This window comes from Rhizobium sp. CB3060 (genome assembly GCF_025200735.1).
Classification (GTDB): domain Bacteria; phylum Pseudomonadota; class Alphaproteobacteria; order Rhizobiales; family Rhizobiaceae; genus Rhizobium.
On sequence record NZ_CP104158.1, the window covers coordinates 400,100 to 418,327 of the forward strand.

14 protein-coding genes are annotated in these 18,228 nt (G+C 59.8%); 8 read left to right on the forward strand and 6 right to left on the reverse strand.

What is annotated here, in order from left to right; all coding sequences use genetic code 11:
• Nucleotides 1-22: 22 nt before the first annotated feature.
• Nucleotides 23-1,852: a DNA mismatch repair endonuclease MutL gene (gene mutL / locus N2601_RS01955; RefSeq protein ID WP_104822142.1), complete on the reverse strand. Its 1,830-nt coding sequence runs from the start codon at nt 1,850-1,852 to the stop codon at nt 23-25.
• Nucleotides 1,853-2,190: 338 nt separating this feature from the next.
• Between mutL and N2601_RS01960 the strand changes: the two genes are divergently transcribed.
• Both N2601_RS01960 and N2601_RS01965 read left to right on the forward strand, forming a co-directional pair.
• On the forward strand, nt 2,191-3,924 hold the full coding sequence (locus tag N2601_RS01960) for a response regulator (RefSeq protein WP_104822143.1): 1,734 nt from the start codon (nt 2,191-2,193) through the stop codon (nt 3,922-3,924).
• A gap of 127 nt (nt 3,925-4,051) precedes the next feature.
• Entirely contained in the window at nt 4,052-5,410 is a 1,359-nt protein-coding gene (locus N2601_RS01965) for a putative bifunctional diguanylate cyclase/phosphodiesterase (protein ID WP_104822144.1), read from the forward strand.
• Between the two features lie 77 nt (nt 5,411-5,487).
• On the opposite strand, the gene N2601_RS01970 is transcribed toward N2601_RS01965, so the two are convergent.
• The 5 genes from N2601_RS01970 to N2601_RS01990 all read right to left on the reverse strand — a co-directional run bounded on the left by N2601_RS01970 (nt 5,488) and on the right by N2601_RS01990 (nt 9,733).
• Nucleotides 5,488-6,108, reverse strand: coding sequence for a PRC-barrel domain-containing protein (locus tag N2601_RS01970; RefSeq protein ID WP_104822145.1), 621 nt, complete (start codon nt 6,106-6,108; stop codon nt 5,488-5,490).
• Between the two features lie 348 nt (nt 6,109-6,456).
• Nucleotides 6,457-7,344 carry an SMP-30/gluconolactonase/LRE family protein gene (locus tag N2601_RS01975; protein WP_104822146.1) on the reverse strand — a complete coding sequence of 296 codons (888 nt, stop codon included), beginning with the start codon at nt 7,342-7,344 and terminating at the stop codon, nt 6,457-6,459.
• Between the two features lie 4 nt (nt 7,345-7,348).
• On the reverse strand, nt 7,349-7,984 hold the full coding sequence (locus N2601_RS01980) for a 2-dehydro-3-deoxy-6-phosphogalactonate aldolase (protein ID WP_104822147.1): 636 nt from the start codon (nt 7,982-7,984) through the stop codon (nt 7,349-7,351).
• Entirely contained in the window at nt 7,984-8,916 is a 933-nt protein-coding gene (locus N2601_RS01985; RefSeq protein ID WP_104822148.1) for a 2-dehydro-3-deoxygalactonokinase, read from the reverse strand. The genes N2601_RS01980 and N2601_RS01985 overlap by 1 nt, the downstream gene beginning before the upstream one ends.
• A 46-nt stretch (nt 8,917-8,962) precedes the next feature.
• Nucleotides 8,963-9,733, reverse strand: coding sequence for an SDR family NAD(P)-dependent oxidoreductase (locus tag N2601_RS01990; RefSeq protein ID WP_104822149.1), 771 nt, complete (start codon nt 9,731-9,733; stop codon nt 8,963-8,965).
• A 134-nt stretch (nt 9,734-9,867) separates the two neighbouring features.
• On the opposite strand from N2601_RS01990, the gene N2601_RS01995 reads away from it, so the two are divergent.
• The 6 genes from N2601_RS01995 to N2601_RS02020 all read left to right on the forward strand — a co-directional run bounded on the left by N2601_RS01995 (nt 9,868) and on the right by N2601_RS02020 (nt 18,190).
• Nucleotides 9,868-10,674 carry an IclR family transcriptional regulator gene (locus N2601_RS01995; RefSeq protein WP_104824997.1) on the forward strand — a complete coding sequence of 269 codons (807 nt, stop codon included), beginning with the start codon at nt 9,868-9,870 and terminating at the stop codon, nt 10,672-10,674.
• A 318-nt stretch (nt 10,675-10,992) separates the two neighbouring features.
• Nucleotides 10,993-11,733, forward strand: coding sequence for a helix-turn-helix transcriptional regulator (locus N2601_RS02000; protein ID WP_445944977.1), 741 nt, complete (start codon nt 10,993-10,995; stop codon nt 11,731-11,733).
• A gap of 649 nt (nt 11,734-12,382) precedes the next feature.
• Complete coding sequence (apbC, locus tag N2601_RS02005; RefSeq protein ID WP_104822150.1) at nt 12,383-13,534, forward strand: iron-sulfur cluster carrier protein ApbC; 1,152 nt, start codon at nt 12,383-12,385, stop codon at nt 13,532-13,534.
• 409 nt (nt 13,535-13,943) lie between these two features.
• Nucleotides 13,944-14,921, forward strand: coding sequence for a magnesium/cobalt transporter CorA (corA, locus tag N2601_RS02010; RefSeq protein ID WP_104822151.1), 978 nt, complete (start codon nt 13,944-13,946; stop codon nt 14,919-14,921).
• A gap of 17 nt (nt 14,922-14,938) precedes the next feature.
• Nucleotides 14,939-16,840: a potassium transporter Kup gene (locus tag N2601_RS02015; RefSeq protein WP_104822152.1), complete on the forward strand. Its 1,902-nt coding sequence runs from the start codon at nt 14,939-14,941 to the stop codon at nt 16,838-16,840.
• 171 nt (nt 16,841-17,011) lie between these two features.
• On the forward strand, nt 17,012-18,190 hold the full coding sequence (locus N2601_RS02020) for a cell wall hydrolase (protein WP_260303373.1): 1,179 nt from the start codon (nt 17,012-17,014) through the stop codon (nt 18,188-18,190).
• The last annotated feature ends 38 nt before the right edge of the window (nt 18,191-18,228 follow it).

Genomic DNA, 18,228 nt, shown 5'->3' on the forward strand with positions numbered 1-18,228 from the left:
GCTCTTTCGATCGTATCTGCTCTCAGCTTCGTCCGAACAACCGTTCGATGTCCGAGAGCTTCAACTCTATATAGGTCGGCCGGCCGTGATTGCACTGCCCCGAGCCGGGCGTTGCCTCCATTTGACGGAGCAGCGCGTTCATTTCCTCCGGCCTCAGCCTTCGGCCGGAGCGCACCGAACCGTGGCAGGCCATGGTGGCGGCGACATATTCCAGCTTGGCGGCAAGGCCCGAGGCGGTCTCCCACTCGGCAATCTCATCAGCCAACTGTCGGATCAGCCCTTGAGCATCCACCTCGCCGAGCATCGCCGGCGTCTCACGCACCGCAATGGCTCCGGGACCAAACCGCTCTATGGCAAGGCCAAGTTCGCCAAGCTCGTCGGCAAACACCATCAGCCGGTCGCAATCCTCTTCCGGCAGATCGACGATCTCCGGGATCAGCAAGACCTGCGAAGACAGCCGCTTGGAATGCAGCGCTTTGCGCATTTCCTCGAACACCAGCCGCTCATGCGCTGCATGCTGGTCGACAATGACGAGGCCGTCGTCGGTCTGGGCGACGATGTAGTTCTCATGCAATTGCGCCCGGGCCGCACCGAGGGGGAACCGAGCCGGCTCCTCCGCCCGTGCAGGCTCGATGGGTGCGGCGGTTTCGGCGCGTGCGGTCGGCATGGCGAGGCCATCGAAGGCGGTCTGAGGTCGCTCGCCGAATCCATGTCCGTTCGTTGCCGCGGGCTGATAGGGCCGCGAAGGCGAAGCCTCTGGCGTCCATGGTGCTGATGGTGTCGACGGCCGCCATGCGGGCTGGAAGCCTGAACGACCGGGGCTGAAGGCTCGAAGCATGCCGTCGGCGCCCGTCGTTGCGGCCCGATCGCCTTCACGCGCCAAAGCCTCGCGGATGGCGCCGACGATCAGGCCGCGCACCAGGCCCGGATCGCGGAAGCGGACATCGGATTTCGCCGGATGCACGTTGACGTCGACCAGAGCCGGGTCGAGCCTGATGGAAAGAACGGCGACGGGATAGCGCCCGGAAGGTATTGTCTCGGCATAGGCGCCGCGGATCGCTGACAGGATCAGCTTGTCCTGCACCGGCCTGCCGTTGACGAAGGCATATTGATGCGCCGAGTTGCCGCGATTGAAGGTTGGCACGCCGATAAAGCCGGTCAAGCTCACATCTTCGCGCAGGGCGTCGAGCTCGATGGCGTTGTCCTTGAACTCGTGACCGAGCACCTGCGCCATGCGGGCGAGGTGATCGTCGCCGGTGGCCGGAAATTCCAGTGTCGAACGGTCGCTGCCGGAGAGCACGAAACGCACCTGCGGAAAGGCGATCGCCATACGTTTGACGACTTCGCTGATCGCGGCAGCCTCGGCCTTCTCCGTCTTCAGGAATTTCAACCGCGCCGGCGTTGCGAAAAACAGGTCGCGCACCTCGACGATCGTGCCGGGATTGGCCGCTACCGGACGCAGGTGCAGGACCCTGCCGCCGGCGACCGCAATCTCGGCGCCGCCATCGCTGCCGGGCTTCCGGCTGGCGATCGATAACTTCGCCACCGAGCCGATAGAGGGCAGGGCCTCGCCGCGGAAACCGAGCGTGCGGATATCCTCCAGCGTGTCCGATATCTTCGAGGTGCAGTGCCGCCTGACTGCCAGCTCCAGATCCGCCTGCTCCATGCCGGCGCCGTTGTCGCTGACCCGCAACAGCGCTTTGCCGCCGCCGGCGGTCGCAATCTCAATTCGTGTCGCGCCGGCGTCCAAAGCATTCTCGATCAGTTCCTTGGCAGCACTCGCCGGTCGCTCGATGACTTCGCCGGCGGCGATCTGGTTGATCAGGGTTTCGGAGAGTTGCTTGATGGCCATATCTGCATTTTCGTGGATTCGTGACCGGGTGGAAAGAGAAAACGCAGCCTGCCTTTCGTCATCCACCCGATTCAGCAGGACTTTGTTTAGAAATTTAATCAAAGCTTAAGGGAATGATGACAGGTTGCATTCACAAAACTTGAAATGATTGCAGGTGGCGCGCTCGGCGTACGTCTCGGCTTTTGGCGGCAGGCAGGCGGCCGTCATGTACAGGAGCCGGCTTCCGCCTGTTTCAAGTGTTCAGGCCAGCATGATATTTCCATAAATTTACCGCGAGAGCTGTCGCCGCTCTCAAGCCCCGTGTGCCGCAGCACCGGATAGATGTAGGAATCGGACGAATGACTGCCGAGATTGACAAGGCAGCTTTTGCAGCAATGACCGAAGATGTGCCGTCTGATGGCAATCTGCAGGCGGCGCTGTTCGATGCCGTCTGCGATGGGCTCTCCAGTGCCTTCCTTATCTATGACAAGAACGATCTGCTGCTGTTCGCCAGCCGCCAGGTCCTGAATTTCTATCCGATTCCGCCGCAATTTCTGCAGCCGTCGACACGGCTCCGCGATTTTCTCGGCGCTGTGTTCGACAGCGGCGTCCGGCATCACGATGTTCGTACGAAATCGGCATCAACACGCGACGATTGGATCTCGCAGCGGATTGCCTCGCATTGGCGCGAGCGTTTTGAGACGACGGAACATTTCGGCGCGGATCGTTGGGTCCGCTTCGTCAAGCGCCGGCTGCCGTCGGGTCTCGGCGTCTGCATCCTCTCGGATATTTCGGAGGTGAAGAAGCGGGAGGAGCAATGGCGCCTCGACATGGAGCGCGTGCAACTCACCGAGGATATTCTCGATAACCTGCCGTTTCCACTCTTCGTCAAAGACCGCAACATGGCATACGTCGCGGTCAACAAGGCGTTCTGCGATAAATACCAGACTTCGGCGGATGAAGTGCTGGGCCGCAAGGGTATCGATCTCTTCCCCACGGATATTGCCAACCGCTTCGAGGAGAACGACCGGCATGTCATTGACACCGGCGAAATATCGATCTCGCGCCAGCGGCAGGTCGCTCGCGATGGCATAGAGCGCGATGTGGTCACCAGGAAACAGCGTATCGGTAAGCCCGGCCGCTATTTCCTGGTCGCCACCATCCAGGACCTGCCGAAAGACGGCGCGGATTTCGACGAATTCGCTCTTGTCTCGGAGATCAAGGAAAACAGCAATCGGTCCTATCGGCGCGCCTACGTCCCGATGGCAGCACTTCAGACCGCCTCGCGTCGTGCACCGACAATGGAGACCTTCGTTCCCGAGAATTTCTCCGGCAGGAAAATTCTCGTGGTCACCAGCGATGTTGCCGCGGAATCGGCGGCGTTGAAGATGCTCGCCAAATACGGCTTCGAGGCATGTTCGGTCCACAATGAAAGCGAGGAGGCGGCATTTCTGGATGTCGCAAGCTCACTCGGCATAAAGATCGATCTTGTCATCATCGACAACCAGCTTGGAAACCGTGGCCTGGAATTGGCCGAGCGGCAGAATGTGCCGGCTCTGTCGCTGGACGGCTCGCAGCTTGCCACCGAACTCACCTTCCTGATCGCACGGCACTTCAACCGCAATATCCTCGGCAAGCCGGGCGAACCCCTCGAAGGCAGCGCGGAGGATTGGCAGATCGCGACCGGCGGTGAGGATCGCGGCTTCCAGATCCTAGTTGCCGAAGACAATGATATCAACCAGATCGTCTTCTCGCAGATCCTGGAAGGGCTCGGTTATCGCTATATGATCGCCACCAGCGGCGACGAGGCGGTGCGGCTGTGGAGCGAATACCGCCCGCAACTGATCCTGATGGATATTTCCCTGCCGGGCCTCAACGGCTTCGAAGCAGCAAGACTGATCCGCCGCACGGAGAAAGGGGGCGGATCGCACACCCCGATCATCGGCGTGCTCACCCAGGCTTTCGAGCGTGACCGCAACCAATGCTTCGATGCCGGTATGGACGATATCATCATGAAGCCTGTCAGCCCGGATATTCTTGAGACTGTGTTTCAGAAATACATGCGCGGCAGCCGCAAAGCTCAAATCAAATAAATTTCATACTTGTATAACTTCTAATGAATAGATTTTCCTCCCATCGAATGACTGTCGTCCCGCCATCCTTTGTTAAGACTTCGCCGTCATTCTCTTTCACGGGTGGAGGAAGGTGTCGGGACTGAATATGAAATCGGCTGAAATACCGCTTGCGCCAGTCAGTCACAATGAATTGCAGGCGATGGCCTATACCGATCCGCTGACCGGCTTGGGGAACCGCTATCGCATGCGCGACCGCGCGCGCGTGCTTTCCGCCGAGCGCGCGAGCGATCCTGCACCCTTCACCATCGGTATCGCCAATCTCGATTCCTTCAAGCCAATCAATGACCTCTTCGGCGTCGAAGCCGGCGACGAGATCCTTTGCCAGGTCGCACACCGCCTGAAGGCCTGCATTCCCGACGGCGCCACCGTCACCCGCCATGACGGTGACGAATTTGCCTTCGTGCTGCCGCTCGTCTTTGAGCGCGTCGGTGCGGAAAAGTTCGGGCAGATGATCCGCGAAGTGCTGTCGGCGCCCTATGATCTCGGCGACCGCAACGTCCGCCTTTCCGCCTCCTTCGGCTTCGCCATCTATCCCTTCGCCGGCGAGGAATTCGAAGATCTGCTGAAAAGCGCCGAGACGGCGCTTTATCGTTCCAAGCGGCGCGGGCGTGGCCAGATCACCGTCTATTCCAAGGAAATCGACCAGGAGATGAAGCGTGCGACGCAGCTTGAACAGGCGCTGCGCAATGCCATCATTTCCAATGCCATCGACGTGCATTTCCAGCCGATCGTCTCGCTCACCAGCAATGCGATCGTCGGTTTCGAAGCGTTGGCGCGCTGGAACGACGCCGATCTCGGCTTCGTCTCGCCCGCGGTCTTCGTGCCGCTCGCCGAGGAGCGCGGTTTCATCGATGCGCTCTCCGAGACCTTGCTGCGAAAGGCGGCGGAGGCCGCGCTCTCGTGGCCGCGCGAGCTTTTCCTCTCTTTCAATCTCTCATCCGTGCAATTGATGGATCCCGGCACGAGCAGCAGCATTCTCGCCATTCTCGGCCGCGTCGGCTTCGATCCGCATCGCCTGGAACTGGAAATCACCGAGACGGCGGTTATGAGTTCCGCCGACACGGCAAACCGCATCATCGCCGATCTCAGAGCGGCCGGCGTGCGCATCTCGCTGGATGATTTCGGCACCGGCCAATCCAGCCTCGGCCGCCTGCGCGATTTCATCTTCGACAAGGTGAAGATCGATCGCGCCTTCGTCTCGCGCATCAATTCCGACCGGGCCTCCGAACACATCATCAAGGCGATCCTTGCGATGTGCGAAGGGCTTGATCTGCAGGTGGTTGCCGAGGGGATCGAGGAGTATGCCGAGGCGGCGAAGCTTCGGTCGCTCGGTTGCGCCATGGGGCAGGGCTATTACTACGGCAAACCCGCCGACAGTCTCGCGACGCTGCGATATCTCCACGAGAACGACTATGAACTTGCCGGTGAGCGCGAACACGTCTGAACGTGACCGCCGCGACGGATACGAAAACGGCGGCCTGTAAAGACCGCCGTTTTTTTAAGGTTGCTCGATAAGCTTCGTTATTTGTTGGTCGTCGACGAGGTCGTCGTGGTGTCCGTTCCAGGCACCGCGGCCGTTGCCGGGGTCTTTGCGGCCTTCTCAGAAGCCTGCATAGCAAGCGTCTTGAACTCAGGCGCGGCCTTCAGCGAGTCAGCCGTTTCCGTGGTCGTCAGCTTCATGCTGCCGTCCTGGGCGTTCTGCGTCGCGGTGATCTTGTCGAAGGGAACGGCTACATTCTTCTGGCCGAGGCCAAGGAAACCGCCCACGCCAACGATCGCAGCGACAACACCGCCCTGCTTCTGCAGGATAAGGTCGTCGATGCTACCGATGCTTTTATTCTCACCGTTATAGACCGATTGGCCTATATAGGTCTTGGCACTCATCTGATCGGCCGACTGCTCGGTCAGATATCCGGCCTGAGCCGTATTTGTCGTTGGTGCCGGGGCCGGGGCCTTAGCTTCGTTTTCCGGCGTCTTGACAGCCGGCTTGGTGGTGTCAGGCGTTGCCGGAGCGGTCTTCGTCATCGGCGCAGTATTATTGTCGGTTGACGGCTGCTGTTGAGCGAAAGCCATCGGCGAAAGAACCGATGCTGTGGCAAAGATTGCGCCAACAGCAGCGGAAGTGAACAATTTGCCGGTCATCGTGAACCTACCTTCCATTCTGATGGGCATGTTCACCAGCCCGGGCGGCGCCACTCCTTTGGCTGACCATCACCGTGCCGGTTCGTTAAGGAAAATGGTCGAACGAGGGTTTAGTTCCGGCAAGAGTTGCGGGAAACGGCTGCATATCGCCTTTGGTCGGGCCAAAATAACGCGAAAAATTAAGGGAGGAGACGCCGCCTTGTGCAACCGAAGCCATTGATCCTGCAGATCGGTTACAGCGACGAACGGGCGGCATTCAACGCAGGACGACGGCGTGATCCCAAGCAGGCCGGCAGAGTTTTGCCGGCCGCATTATCTCCCTCGGAGCGGGAAGAAAATAAAATACAATCAGATCTTGTAGACCGGATCGAAGACGCCCTTGACCGTGGGGCCAAGTTCGAGAAGCGCACCGGCTTGCGGCTGCATCGAGCGGGCGTCTTCGTCGAGACCTTCCCAAGCCGTGGTCACGGCGAGGCGATCACCGTTCTGACCGATGAAGGCCGGGCAGGAGGGCTGCATGGCAGGCACACGGTAGCGCTCGATGCGCAAGCCGTCGGGGCTGTAGCGATCGACGAAACCGGAGCCCCAGCGGGCGTTCCAGATATAGCCGTCGGCATCGCAGACGGAGCCGTCGAGACCGCCTGGGTCGTCCATGCTGTCGACCATGACGATCGGTTCGCCGACCGGAAGTCCGGTCTGCGGATCGACCAGCACCCGCATCAACTGGCTGAGGCGGGTATCGGTGAAATAGCCGATCGTGCCGTCGGGTGAAAAGCAGATGGAGTTCGGAATGCTAAGCTGATCGAAGATCTTCGTCACCTTGCCGCCAGCGACGTGATAGATCGCGCCGGCCTGCAATTCGGCGCGCTTGCCCATCGTGCTGATCCATAACGAACCGGAGATATGCGTGCGCCCGTCATTGGAGCGGTTCTCCGGCTTGTCCGCCTCTATCGCAGCATAAAAGGTCAATTCTCCGGATTTGATATCGCGAAGAAACAACCCCTCTTCGGTGGCGATCAATTGCCGTTCTGCATCGACGCGGGCGAGCACGCTCGCCATCATCGGCAGAGGGTGAACTTCCTTCTTGCCCGACGACAAATGCAGTTCATGCAGCTCCTTGCCGAGGATATTGAACCACCAGACCGTATCCGTATCGGGATCATAGGTGGGCCCTTCGCCCAGGACAGATGCGGTGTTGCAGAGAATATTGCCCTGGAAATCATGAATGTCGGTCATATGGTCAGGCTCCTACGGCAGCATCATAGGCGTAAATGGTCACCTTGGCGCGTTCGGCAACCTCTGCTGTCGTCATTCCCGGCTTGTAAAGGCTGGTGCCGAGACCGAAAGCCAGGATGCCGGCTTTGGTGTAATCGGCGAAATTCTTGTCCGAAACGCCGCCGACCGCCGCGATGACGAGTTCGGGCGGCAAGACGGCGCGGATGGCGGTGATACCAGAGGCGCCAAGCACGCCGGCCGGGAAAAATTTAAGCCCCGTCGCACCGGCGCGCGCGGCCGAAAGCGCTTCCGTCGCGGTGAACACGCCCGGCATTGTCACCATGCCCTTGTCGCGGGCGCGGCTGATGACGGCGGGCTCGACATTCGGCGTCACAAGCAGCTTGCCGCCGGCGGCATCCAGCCGATCGACATCTTCAACGGTCAGCACCGTGCCGGCGCCGATCAGGCAGTCGGCGGGCGCCATTTTGGCGGCGATCTCGATGGAGCGGAAGGGTTCCGGCGAGTTCAGCGGGATTTCGATCGCCGTCAAACCGGCGTCGATCAGTGCGCCGACAATGTCAGCCGTCTCCTCGGGCTTGATGCCGCGGAGAATGGCGATGAGCGGGCGCTTCATGGCAGGGAAGGGGATGCGGGTCGTCATCAGCTTTTTCTTTCATCATTCGGCCAGATCGCCTTCGCGGCGGCGGAGAGTCCGCGGCGGACGGCGGCATCGGCATCAACAGTCGTATAGGTGAGGGAGAGGATCCGGAATGCGTCTTCATAAAGCGCCTGCAGGCGTCCGGAGGCGACCAGAGTGATCGCGGCCCCTTGCCCAGCAGACGACAAAGCGCCGGCGATTTCGGCGCCGATCAGCGTGCCCGAGATCAACGCTTGCGACCCGGCCGCCGTCAGGCCATGCAGAAGCTGGCCGGCGCGGGCGGTAAACAAAAGGTTCGTGGCGAGGGCCGGCTTGTCGAAGGCAGCTTTGATGGCGGAGGCGAAGGCGGCGCTGTCCGCGGGCATGTCGGTCGCACCGGCAACGGCGTGGGACAGGATGCTGTGTTTGGTGATGACGTCGAAGAGCTCGCCGGTCATGAAGGTCGAAAAACCGGTGACTTGGCCGTCGGCGACACGCACCCATTTCGAATGTGTGCCGGGCATGCAGGCGACTTGCTCGCCCTTGACGTCGGCAGCGATCGCGCCGAGCAATTGAGTCTCTTCGCCGCGCATGACGTCGGGCGCTTGCCTGTCGCGTTGCGCAAGGCCCGGCAGAATGCGGACGTCGCGCGATTGACCGGGTACGGAGACGGCGCCGGTCAGGATGGCGGAGAGTGATGTCGGCGTATCGATATAGCCGGCTTCCACCCAGCCCTGGCGCGCTCCGGCCATGCCGCAGACGATGACCGGAAGGTCTTCCGGCGCCGCAAGGGCATCGAGATGCGACTGCAGCACCTTGGCAAAGCCCGTCTGAGCCGCCGAAGTCATGCCTTCGCCGCTGCGGCGCTCGCCGAGAATGCTGTCATCTTCGCCGATCAGCCACAGCCGGAAACTGCTGGTGCCCCAATCGACTGCTATGTATGCGGGCCGCGCCATTTAAAAATTCCTCTGATTTTTCAATCGAAATACCCCTGGTTTTTCACTAGAGAATACCTCCGTCGACAATGATGGTCTGTGCGGTGATGCTGCCCGAGCAGTTGGATGCAAGAAAAAGCGTCGGGCCGACCAGATCGGCGGCCTTGAGAACATGCTTGAGGCATTGGCGCTCGACCGTTTTGGCGATGCCTTCTTCCGTCAGCCAAAGCTCCATCTGCCGTTCGGTGACGACCATGCCCGGCAAAACGGCGTTGACGCGGATGTTTTCCGGTCCAAAGCGGCCGGCAAGGCTCTTGGTCAGGCCGATGACACCTGCCTTTGCGGTCGCGTACGCGGAAAGAAGCGGCGGATTCATCTTGAAGACGATCGACGAGAAATTGATGATCGCCCCGCCACCGGCCGCGCGCATGCCCGGCGCTGCCGCCTGCGAGACGAAGAAAACCTGCTTGAGGTTGATCGCCTGGTTGTTGTCCCAATATTCCTCGGTCGTGGTGTCGATCTCGTGCCGGTCGTCCCAGGCAGCATTGTTGACGAGGACGCGAATGGCGCCGAGATCGGATTCGACGGCGGCGACCGTACTCTTGATGGCGCCGACGTCGCGCAGATCGGCATGATAGAAGGAGACGGGATGGGCCGATTGCACCGAAAGCCGGTCGGCAAGCGCCTTGCTCGGCTCCTCGGCTATGTCGATGAAGGCGACCTTGGCGCCCTGTTGCGCAAAACCTTCGACGAGTGCAGCGCCGATGCCGGAACCGCCGCCGGTGATGAGAACGGTGCGATCCCTAAGATCGGGAAATTGTGCCTGTGCCTCGGTCAAGTTCTTTCCCTCCCGGAATTGAAAAATGCCGTTTGTTCCATTATTTGGAACTTAATTTGACTATGTGGAATTATCCGATTACCCTGCGGTCGTGTCAAGGACGTGAGGGTACATCAATGGTGGGCGAGGCAGTCATGAATTCGAGACAGGGCGAGATGGGGGAAATCCGTCGCGGCCGGGAGACCGGCACGCTCGGCAAACTGATGGCGCTCATCGATCTCGTGGCGCTGGCCGATCGTCCAATGCGTTTCACCGACATCCTGTCTCTCTCCGATCAGCCGCGCGGTACGCTGCATAGGCAATTGTCTCACCTCGTCGAAGAAGGGCTGCTGGAGACCGATCGCGACGGATGCTATCTGCCCGGCATCAGGCTCCTGAGCCTGGCCTCGCGCAGTTGGGCGCGCAATGAATTTCGGACTGTCGCCGAACCGCATCTACGTCTGCTGCAGGCGCAGACCGGGGAAACGGTGCATCTCGGCGTCTTGCGCGGCACCGAAGTCATCTATCTCGACAAGGTCGAAGGCCGGCAGTCCGTGCGGATGTATTCGCAGATCGGCAATGCCTCGCCGGCTTATTGCACCGGCGTCGGCAAGGCGGCTTTGTCCGCGCTCGACGATGTCAGCTTCGAAGAACGGGTCGCCGGGCTCGAGTTTCACGCTTACACCGAGCATACCCATCGCAGCGTGGCAGATCTCCGGGCCGATATCGATGCCATCAGGAGGTGCGGTTGTGCTTTTGATCGAGAAGAGCACGAGAGCGGCATATGCTGCGTCGCCGCCCCGATTCACTCGGACGATTATGAAATGCTGGCTGGCGTCTCGGTGACCGGTCCGGCCTACCGCGTTACGCCGGAAAAATTGCAGGAATGGGCGCCCTTGGTAAAAGCAGCGGCGGCCGCGATCATGCAGGACATGCACAGTCGGCTCGGTCCAAGACGCTAAAAGCGCCTGTTTTTCTCGGCTGTCATGTGAAATTCACCAATTTGGCCTTTCGTGCGCTGGACCTTGGCCAACTTACACGTTTATTCTGAGAAGCTTGTGAGAATCGCGGACCAACTGCCGTTCTCCCTGGTACCTGCTGCTATGCCCGGAGGAGAATGGCGGCCCGATCACCCGGCGCCGTAGTAGATGGTGTCGCAGCAGGCGAGATTTTAAAAAATTATATTGATCAAACGCCGGTTTGTCGGCGTTCATGTGGTGACCCGGAGGCCTGGAGGCGGCGTTTTCGCGTTGTGCCCCTCCCTTATGTAAAGAAGACTAATGATGGCAGCATTGGTGCAGGCGGGAAAGCCCCCTCGGGGGGAAGATTACATTAATGAAATTAGCGGTCTGAAAACACAGTTTGATGTTTTTCGTTTCATGAAGCGGCTGACTGAAGCCTATCGCTGCCGGGCTTTCATGGTTTTGAACCTGCCGCCGGTGACATCCTTCGAACTGCAGAGCAATTCGGTCATCAACAACTGGCCTGCCGAACTCCTGGCGACCTACGACCAGGAAGGATTGATGGCGAACAGCCCTGTGCTGCGACGCCTGCGCAGCTCCACGCTGCCTTTCGTTCACGAGACAACGGTGGGCACCAATCGCGACGATAGCAGGGCGCAACTCATCGCGGCCCTGTTCGAACGCTTTCGTATGACGCGCTGCGTCTATCTGCCCACCCATGACGCATCCGGTCTTCGTGGCGCGATATCGCTCGCTGGCGACCGCGAGACATTTACCCAGGAAGAGATCAAGGATCTCAGCTATGTCGCAATCTACGTCTTCGATAGGCTCGCCGAAATCCGCAATATGGACGTGCGCGTCATCGACGCGCTGACCGACCGGGAGATCGATTGCCTGAACTGGACGGCGGCCGGCAAGACCAGCGCCGAAATCGCGGAAATCCTGAGCCTCTCCGAACATACGGTGAATCACTACCTGAACCGAGCCACCAAGAAGCTGGATACCGTCAACCGTACCCAGGCAGTCGCCAAGGCGCTGCGTGTCGGGCTGATAAAATAGACACCATCCCGGTCCGCAGCGGTCTTAGGCTGAGGTTCAGTCCAGGCAGCTGGTGCGAGCGAAATCCAGGCAATTTTCTGCGTGAATTTTGTGCGCTGCACATAAAATTTGCCGATATATCCCGCACTGACTTCAGGCTGTGACTGCGAAAACCTATAACGAACTGAAAAATAACAATTTTTCTAATTTCGCGAAACTGGCACGCTTTCTGCATTTCCATAGGAAGAGGTCCAGAGGGGACTTTGATAACAGCGCCGATAAACGCGCGCGGATCGGGCAGCCGCTGCTGATATTTTAGTCGTTGCTTCTCCCAGCGGCAATATCGGTGGCGGCTGTTGCTTATTTGGCACGTCCGCAAAATCAACGGGTTTTAAGGAGCGATTTTTCGTGCGCTCGCCCTACTCCTTTCAAAGCTTTGCGTTATGTGCGGCCGCTGACATTTTGGTCTCCAAGGGAGCGTTGCGGCTGGTAGGGCTATAAAGCCCGGCGGACCTGCCGGCCGCAACGGCAGTATCGTGTCGATATTCCCTTTAATTTCGTTTGGCGAAGTTCTCTCACTCCACTATTTAAGCCTCAAGAGATCCGGAGCGTTTGCTGCGTGGGCGTGCATGCGCCGCCATCCGGATGGAAATCGTGCAGTGAGGATGGAATGGCAGACATCACCAAGGAACAGGTTCTGGAGACGCTGAGGACCGTTCGCGGCCCCGACCTGGAGCACAATATCGTTGAGCTCGGCATGGTCTCGGATGTCTTCATTTCCGACAACAAGGTCTATTTCTCGATCACGGTTCCGGCAGAGCGCGCCAAGGAGCTGGAACCGATGCGACTTGCGGCCGAGCGCGTGATCAAGGAATTGCCCGGCGTCAAAGGCGCCCTAGTCGCGCTGACGGCGGACAAGAAGGCCAATGCCGCTGGTGCGCGTCCGGCACGCCCGGCTCCCGCTCAGCCGCATGCCCATTCCCACGCCCATGCGCCGCAGCAGCCGCCTCGCGCCGGCAAGATCGGCGTACCCGGCATCGGCGCCATCATTGCGGTTGCCTCTGGCAAGGGCGGTGTCGGCAAGTCGACGACGGCCGTCAATCTCGCGCTGGGTCTGCTCGCCAATGGCCTGCGCGTCGGTATTCTGGATGCCGATATCTACGGCCCCTCCATGCCGCGCCTGTTGAAGATTTCCGGCCGGCCGACCCAGATCGACGGCCGCATCATCAACCCCATGGAGAATTACGGCCTCAAGGTCATGTCCATGGGCTTCCTCGTCGAAGAAGAGACGGCGATGATCTGGCGCGGGCCGATGGTACAGTCGGCGCTGCTGCAGATGCTGCGAGAAGTCGCCTGGGGCGAGCTAGACGTTCTCGTCGTCGATATGCCGCCGGGTACCGGCGACGCGCAGCTTACCATGGCGCAGCAGGTGCCGCTCGCTGGCGCCATCATCGTTTCGACACCGCAGGATCTGGCGCTGATCGACGCGCGCAAAGGCCTCAACATGTTCCGGAAGGTGGAAGTGCCCGTTCTCGGCATTGTCGAGAACATGAGCTATTTCATCGCTCCGGACACCGGCACCCGTTATGATATCTTCGGTCATGGTGGGGCGCGCAAGGAGGCGGAGCGCATCAGTGTACCCTTCCTCGGCGAAGTGCCGCTGACCATGGGCATCCGCGAGACGTCCGATGCCGGCACGCCGCTGGTTGCTTCCGACCCCAATGGCACGATCGCCGGCATCTATCGCGATATCGCCGCCAAAGTCTGGGCGCAGGTCAGTAACACACCTCAGCGCGCCGCACCCTCCATCGTCTTCGAATAATTCACAATGGCGTGACCTGAGCGGCGATCGGCACGATTGCCTTGGCCGTGCCGTGTGCTATGACTTCGCGGGATTGTGAATCTGCGGTGAAAGCGCGCATTAGAGGGGTTGTGACTTGATTCTTTGCGAGCTTTGCTGCATATGCGCCGCCGGTGAGAATTTGGTCGGCCATATCCGATGACGGCCATCCGCCAAATGGTGACTTCGTCTCGCCTGAGCAATCGGCTTTGTCATGACGGACGAAGGATTGGTACAGCAGCGCAATGGAGCATGGACACGCATTCCCGGCCGGACCGGCGGGATACGGCCGGAGTTTTATGAATTTTTTTCAAGGGCCATCGGCAAAATTGCGGCGAGAGCGCACAAGGCGCCGTGGTTATAGCTTTGCCTGTGTGCCGAGGACGATCCGTTGATCACGGCCTATTGCTCCGATTGCAAGTCCTTCGAATTGGCAGATCTTTCGACCGTTGCCCAATTGCCGGACAACGCCATCTGGATCGATATGGTCGAACCGTCGCGTGAAGAAGAGACGAACATCGAGCGCCTGCTGGGGCTCGAGGTGCCGACGCGCGAGGATATGAAGGACATAGAGCCCTCAAGCAGGCTCTATGTCGACGACGGCGCAGTTTTCCTGACGGCTTCGCTGCTGTGGAAGGCCGATACCAACCTGCCGACGCTGACCGATGTCGCTTTCATTTTGACGGGTCATCGCCTCATCACCATCCGCTACGCGCGGCCGAAATCCTTTGCACTGTTCATTGCAGCGCTGCAGCGCATTCCGCAGGAGCGGCGCACCGGTGTCGCGCTTCTGGCGAAACTTCTGGAAACCATTGTCGACCGCACGGCCGAGGTCCTTGAACAGACGGTTTCCAGCATCGATATATTGTCAGTGCATGTGTTCGGCGACCGTGTGAAAAAAATCCGTCGTCCGTCGAACTATCTGGAAGAGAAGCTGAAAGACATTGCAGGCTATCACCGCGCGGTCAGCAAGGTGCGCGACAGCCTGAGTTCATTGTCGCGGGTTTTGACCTTCCTCCAAACCATCCCCGCCATGCAGCAGGACCGAGAGGCCAAGGAATTGTGCCGCAATGTCTCGCGGGATGTGCAATCTCTATCCGAACATGCGTCCTTCGTCGCCGGTAACATTACCTTCCTGCTGGATGCATCGCTCGGCCTGATCAATATCGAGCAGAACGCCATCATCAAGATTTTCTCGATTGCCTCCGTAGTCTTCTTGCCGCCGACGCTTGTTGCCTCGGTCTACGGCATGAACTTCGAGTTCATGCCGGAGTTGCATTTTGCCTACGGGTATCCGGCATCGTTGCTTTTGATGGTGGTGTCTGCCGTCGTTCCATTTTTCTTTTTTCGCTGGAAAGGCTGGCTCTGAGAGTCTAGTGATCCTGAATGTCTGACGAAACCCATCATTCTCCCGACGGGAAAATGAATCCACGCAAACTCTTCTACCTCGCCTTGGGGTCGGTTGGCGTAGTCTATGGTGATATCGGTACGAGCCCGCTTTACGCCTTTCGCGAGGCGCTGAAACCGGTAGCCGCCGATGGCCTGACGCGCGGCGAAGTCATCAGCCTCGTTTCGCTGATGTTCTGGGCGCTCACCATCATCGTCACCATCAAATATGTCCTTTTTCTGCTGCGAGCGGACAATGATGGCGAAGGCGGCACGCTGTCGCTCTTGGCGCTGCTGATGAAGACGGCGAACGGGCACACCGCCGTTCTGATGCTGCTCGGCCTGTTGGGCGCGGCGCTCTTCCTTGGCGACGCAATGATCACGCCGGCGCTGTCGGTTCTTTCGGCTGTCGAAGGTCTGAAATTGGTGACGCCGAGGCTGGCGGACTACATCGTGCCGATCTCGGTCGCGATCCTGGCGCTGCTCTTCGCGATCCAGTCGCATGGCACCGGCGCGGTCGCGCGCTTCTTCGGCCCGATCACGGCGCTCTGGTTCATCGTCATGGGCGCTGTCGGCATCATGCATATCTCGGATGATTTCGGCATTCTGGCCGCTTTGAATCCCTGGTATGCGATCAACTTCCTGATCAACGAGGGTTTTCTCGGTGTCGTCGTGCTTGGCGCGGTCTTCCTGACCGTCACCGGCGCGGAGGCACTTTACGCCGATCTAGGGCATTTCGGCCGCCGTCCGATCCAATGGGCCTGGTTTGCCCTGGTGTTTCCGTCATTGACGCTGAATTATCTGGGGCAGGGTGCCTTGGTGCTGCGCCAGCCGCTCGCCATGTCCGACCCGTTCTTCTTGATGTATCCGCATTGGGCGATCCTGCCAGTGGTCATTCTCGCCACCCTGGCGACGATCATCGCCAGTCAGGCTGTCATCACCGGCGCCTTCTCGCTCACGCGGCAGGCCATTCACCTCGGCTTCCTGCCGCGCATGGAAATCCTCATCACCTCCGAGACCAATACCGGCCAGATTTTCCTGCCTTCGGTTAACACGGTGCTGTTTTTCGGCGTCATCTTCCTGGTGTTGAGCTTCAAGACCTCGGATGCGCTGGCGACGGCCTATGGCATCTCGGTGACCGGTGCGATGGTCGTCACCTCGATCATGGCCTTCGAATTCGTGCGTGTTCGCTGGAACTGGACGCTGCCGATGGCAGTGGGTGTGCTGGCGCCGCTGCTGTTGCTGGAATTCGTCTTCCTGGGCGCCAACCTTTTGAAGATTCACGACGGCGGCTATGTTCCGGTGCTGATCGCGACCGCCTTCACAGTGATCATGTGGACTTGGCGTCGCGGTACGGCGATCCTGATGGAGAAGACGCGGCATACGGATATTCCGTTGTCGTCCTTCGTCAGTTCGATCGAGCGCAAGAGCGACCACTCGCCGGCGCATGTCCCGGGAACGGCGATCTTCCTCACCAGCGATCCGGAATCGGCACCGGCGGCGCTGCTGCACAATCTGAAGCACAATCACGTTCTGCACGACAAGAACGTCATCCTGACGATCCGGACGATCAACAAGCCGCGTGTCGTACAGGAGGACCGCTACTCGGTCGAGAAAGTCTCCGACCGCTTCTCGCGCGTCGAACTGCGCTTCGGCTTCATGGAATCGCAAAATGTTTCGCAGGCGCTGGCGACCCTGCGCAAGACCGGACTGAAGTTCGATATCATGTCGACCTCCTTCTATCTCGGCCGCCGCAAGCTGGTTCCGGACGCCAAGTCGGGCATGCCGCATTGGCAGGACCGGCTCTACATCGCCCTCGCCAATGCCGCGACCGACCCCTCGGACTATTTCCGCCTGCCGGCCAACCGCGTCGTCGAATTGGGCTCGCACGTCATCATCTGACGCGGATCAGTCAGCTTGCTTGCATCGAAGGCCCCGTGGATATCCGCGGGGCCTTTTGCTTGTAGGTTCATGAATAGATGCCGTACCGAGCGGCGGCCAGAATTAACCATCCATCAAGGTTAATGCGAGATTATTTCGGCTCCTATCCCGAGTGCCGTTTGGAGTCCGGTATTGTCTCGTCCGAGTCGTGTCCCCCGCAAGTATGGCCTCGTGCCGAAAAACTGGACTTCGCCAGCCGTCTTCGGGCTTTGCGCATGGCTGATCTTTCCGTCGACGGCGGCCTATGCCGATCTTGCCGGTCTGCTGGCGGGCATCGACAGGGGGAGCAGCAACTGGCGGATGGTCATTACCAATTCACCGGCAGGTTCGACTCATCAGGCCGAGCTTGCCTTCGGCGACGCCTCGACCGCTGCTGCCATTGGCGACGCCGGTCTCGTCCTGCCCGATGGCCGCCGCGTTGCGTTCCGGTCGGAAGAAAAGGGCAGCGATCCCAGGCCGGACGAAGACCGCATCAATCGCCAGGACAAGAAGGGCAGGATAGTCGCCGTCGCGCCGATGCAGCCGCCCAAGGATTTTTCCGCTGGTTCCGTGCTGCAGCGTGAAAGCATGCTGTTGCGGCCCGAACTGGATACCAAGGACAAGACCGCTTTCCTGAAGCCGAAGATCGGCGGCAAGGAAATTCAGATCGCGACGGCCTTCTATCGAAAGGAGCCGCAGAAGCCGGACCATAGCGTGCCGTCCTATCTTGCGAGCCTGGTAACAAGCCAGGATGCCGATGTGCTCGCTGCCGCCTATGCGTCGCCGCCACCGGACTACGCCCGTGTCTCGCCCTTTGATTCGATTCTTGCCAAGGATCAGGACAACGCAGGCCGTTTCGTACCGCAGATCGGTCCTCAGGATCACGCCTGGGCCGCGAATGTTCTGCCGCCCTCGGTCTTTTCCTCGGACGAACAGCAATGCCTTGCCACCGGCATCTATTTTGAAGCGCGTGGGGAATCGGTGAAGGGGCAGGCGGCCGTCGCGCAGGTCATCCTCAACCGCGTCCGCAACCCAGCCTATCCGAAAACCATTTGCGGCGTCGTCTATCAGAACGACGATTGGCGTAATGCATGCCAGTTCTCCTTTGCCTGCGACAACGTCAAGGATCGGGTCAATTCGCCCGAACATTGGAAAGTCGCCCGCCAGGTCGCCATGGCGGTGACCGCTGGCAAAATCTGGCTGCCGGAAGTCGGTTCCGCCACGCACTATCACGCCGTCTACGTCCGGCCGAAATGGGCGGCCGAGATGGTGAAAGTCGGCCGCATCGGCATGCACATCTTCTATCGGACCTATGGCGGCGGCTGGAGCTGACGGTCGATTGCGCGGCGGGACTGATCTGGCCCAGTGAG

What these genes read in the sequence shown, in the direction of transcription:
- N2601_RS01975 (WP_104822146.1), bottom strand. Translation starts at nt 7,344, where the DNA reads ATGACCGACATTCATGATTTCCAGGGCAATATTCTCTGCAACACCGCA.
- N2601_RS01995 (WP_104824997.1), top strand. Translation starts at nt 9,868, where the DNA reads ATGAATTCGAGACAGGGCGAGATGGGGGAAATCCGTCGCGGCCGGGAG.
- N2601_RS01985 (WP_104822148.1), bottom strand. Translation starts at nt 8,916, where the DNA reads ATGGCGCGGCCCGCATACATAGCAGTCGATTGGGGCACCAGCAGTTTC.
- N2601_RS02000 (WP_445944977.1), top strand. Translation starts at nt 10,993, where the DNA reads ATGATGGCAGCATTGGTGCAGGCGGGAAAGCCCCCTCGGGGGGAAGAT.
- N2601_RS01970 (WP_104822145.1), bottom strand. Translation starts at nt 6,108, where the DNA reads ATGACCGGCAAATTGTTCACTTCCGCTGCTGTTGGCGCAATCTTTGCC.
- mutL (WP_104822142.1), bottom strand. Translation starts at nt 1,852, where the DNA reads ATGGCCATCAAGCAACTCTCCGAAACCCTGATCAACCAGATCGCCGCC.
- N2601_RS01965 (WP_104822144.1), top strand. Translation starts at nt 4,052, where the DNA reads ATGAAATCGGCTGAAATACCGCTTGCGCCAGTCAGTCACAATGAATTG.
- N2601_RS01960 (WP_104822143.1), top strand. Translation starts at nt 2,191, where the DNA reads ATGACTGCCGAGATTGACAAGGCAGCTTTTGCAGCAATGACCGAAGAT.
- N2601_RS01980 (WP_104822147.1), bottom strand. Translation starts at nt 7,984, where the DNA reads ATGACGACCCGCATCCCCTTCCCTGCCATGAAGCGCCCGCTCATCGCC.
- N2601_RS02015 (WP_104822152.1), top strand. Translation starts at nt 14,939, where the DNA reads ATGTCTGACGAAACCCATCATTCTCCCGACGGGAAAATGAATCCACGC.
- apbC (WP_104822150.1), top strand. Translation starts at nt 12,383, where the DNA reads ATGGCAGACATCACCAAGGAACAGGTTCTGGAGACGCTGAGGACCGTT.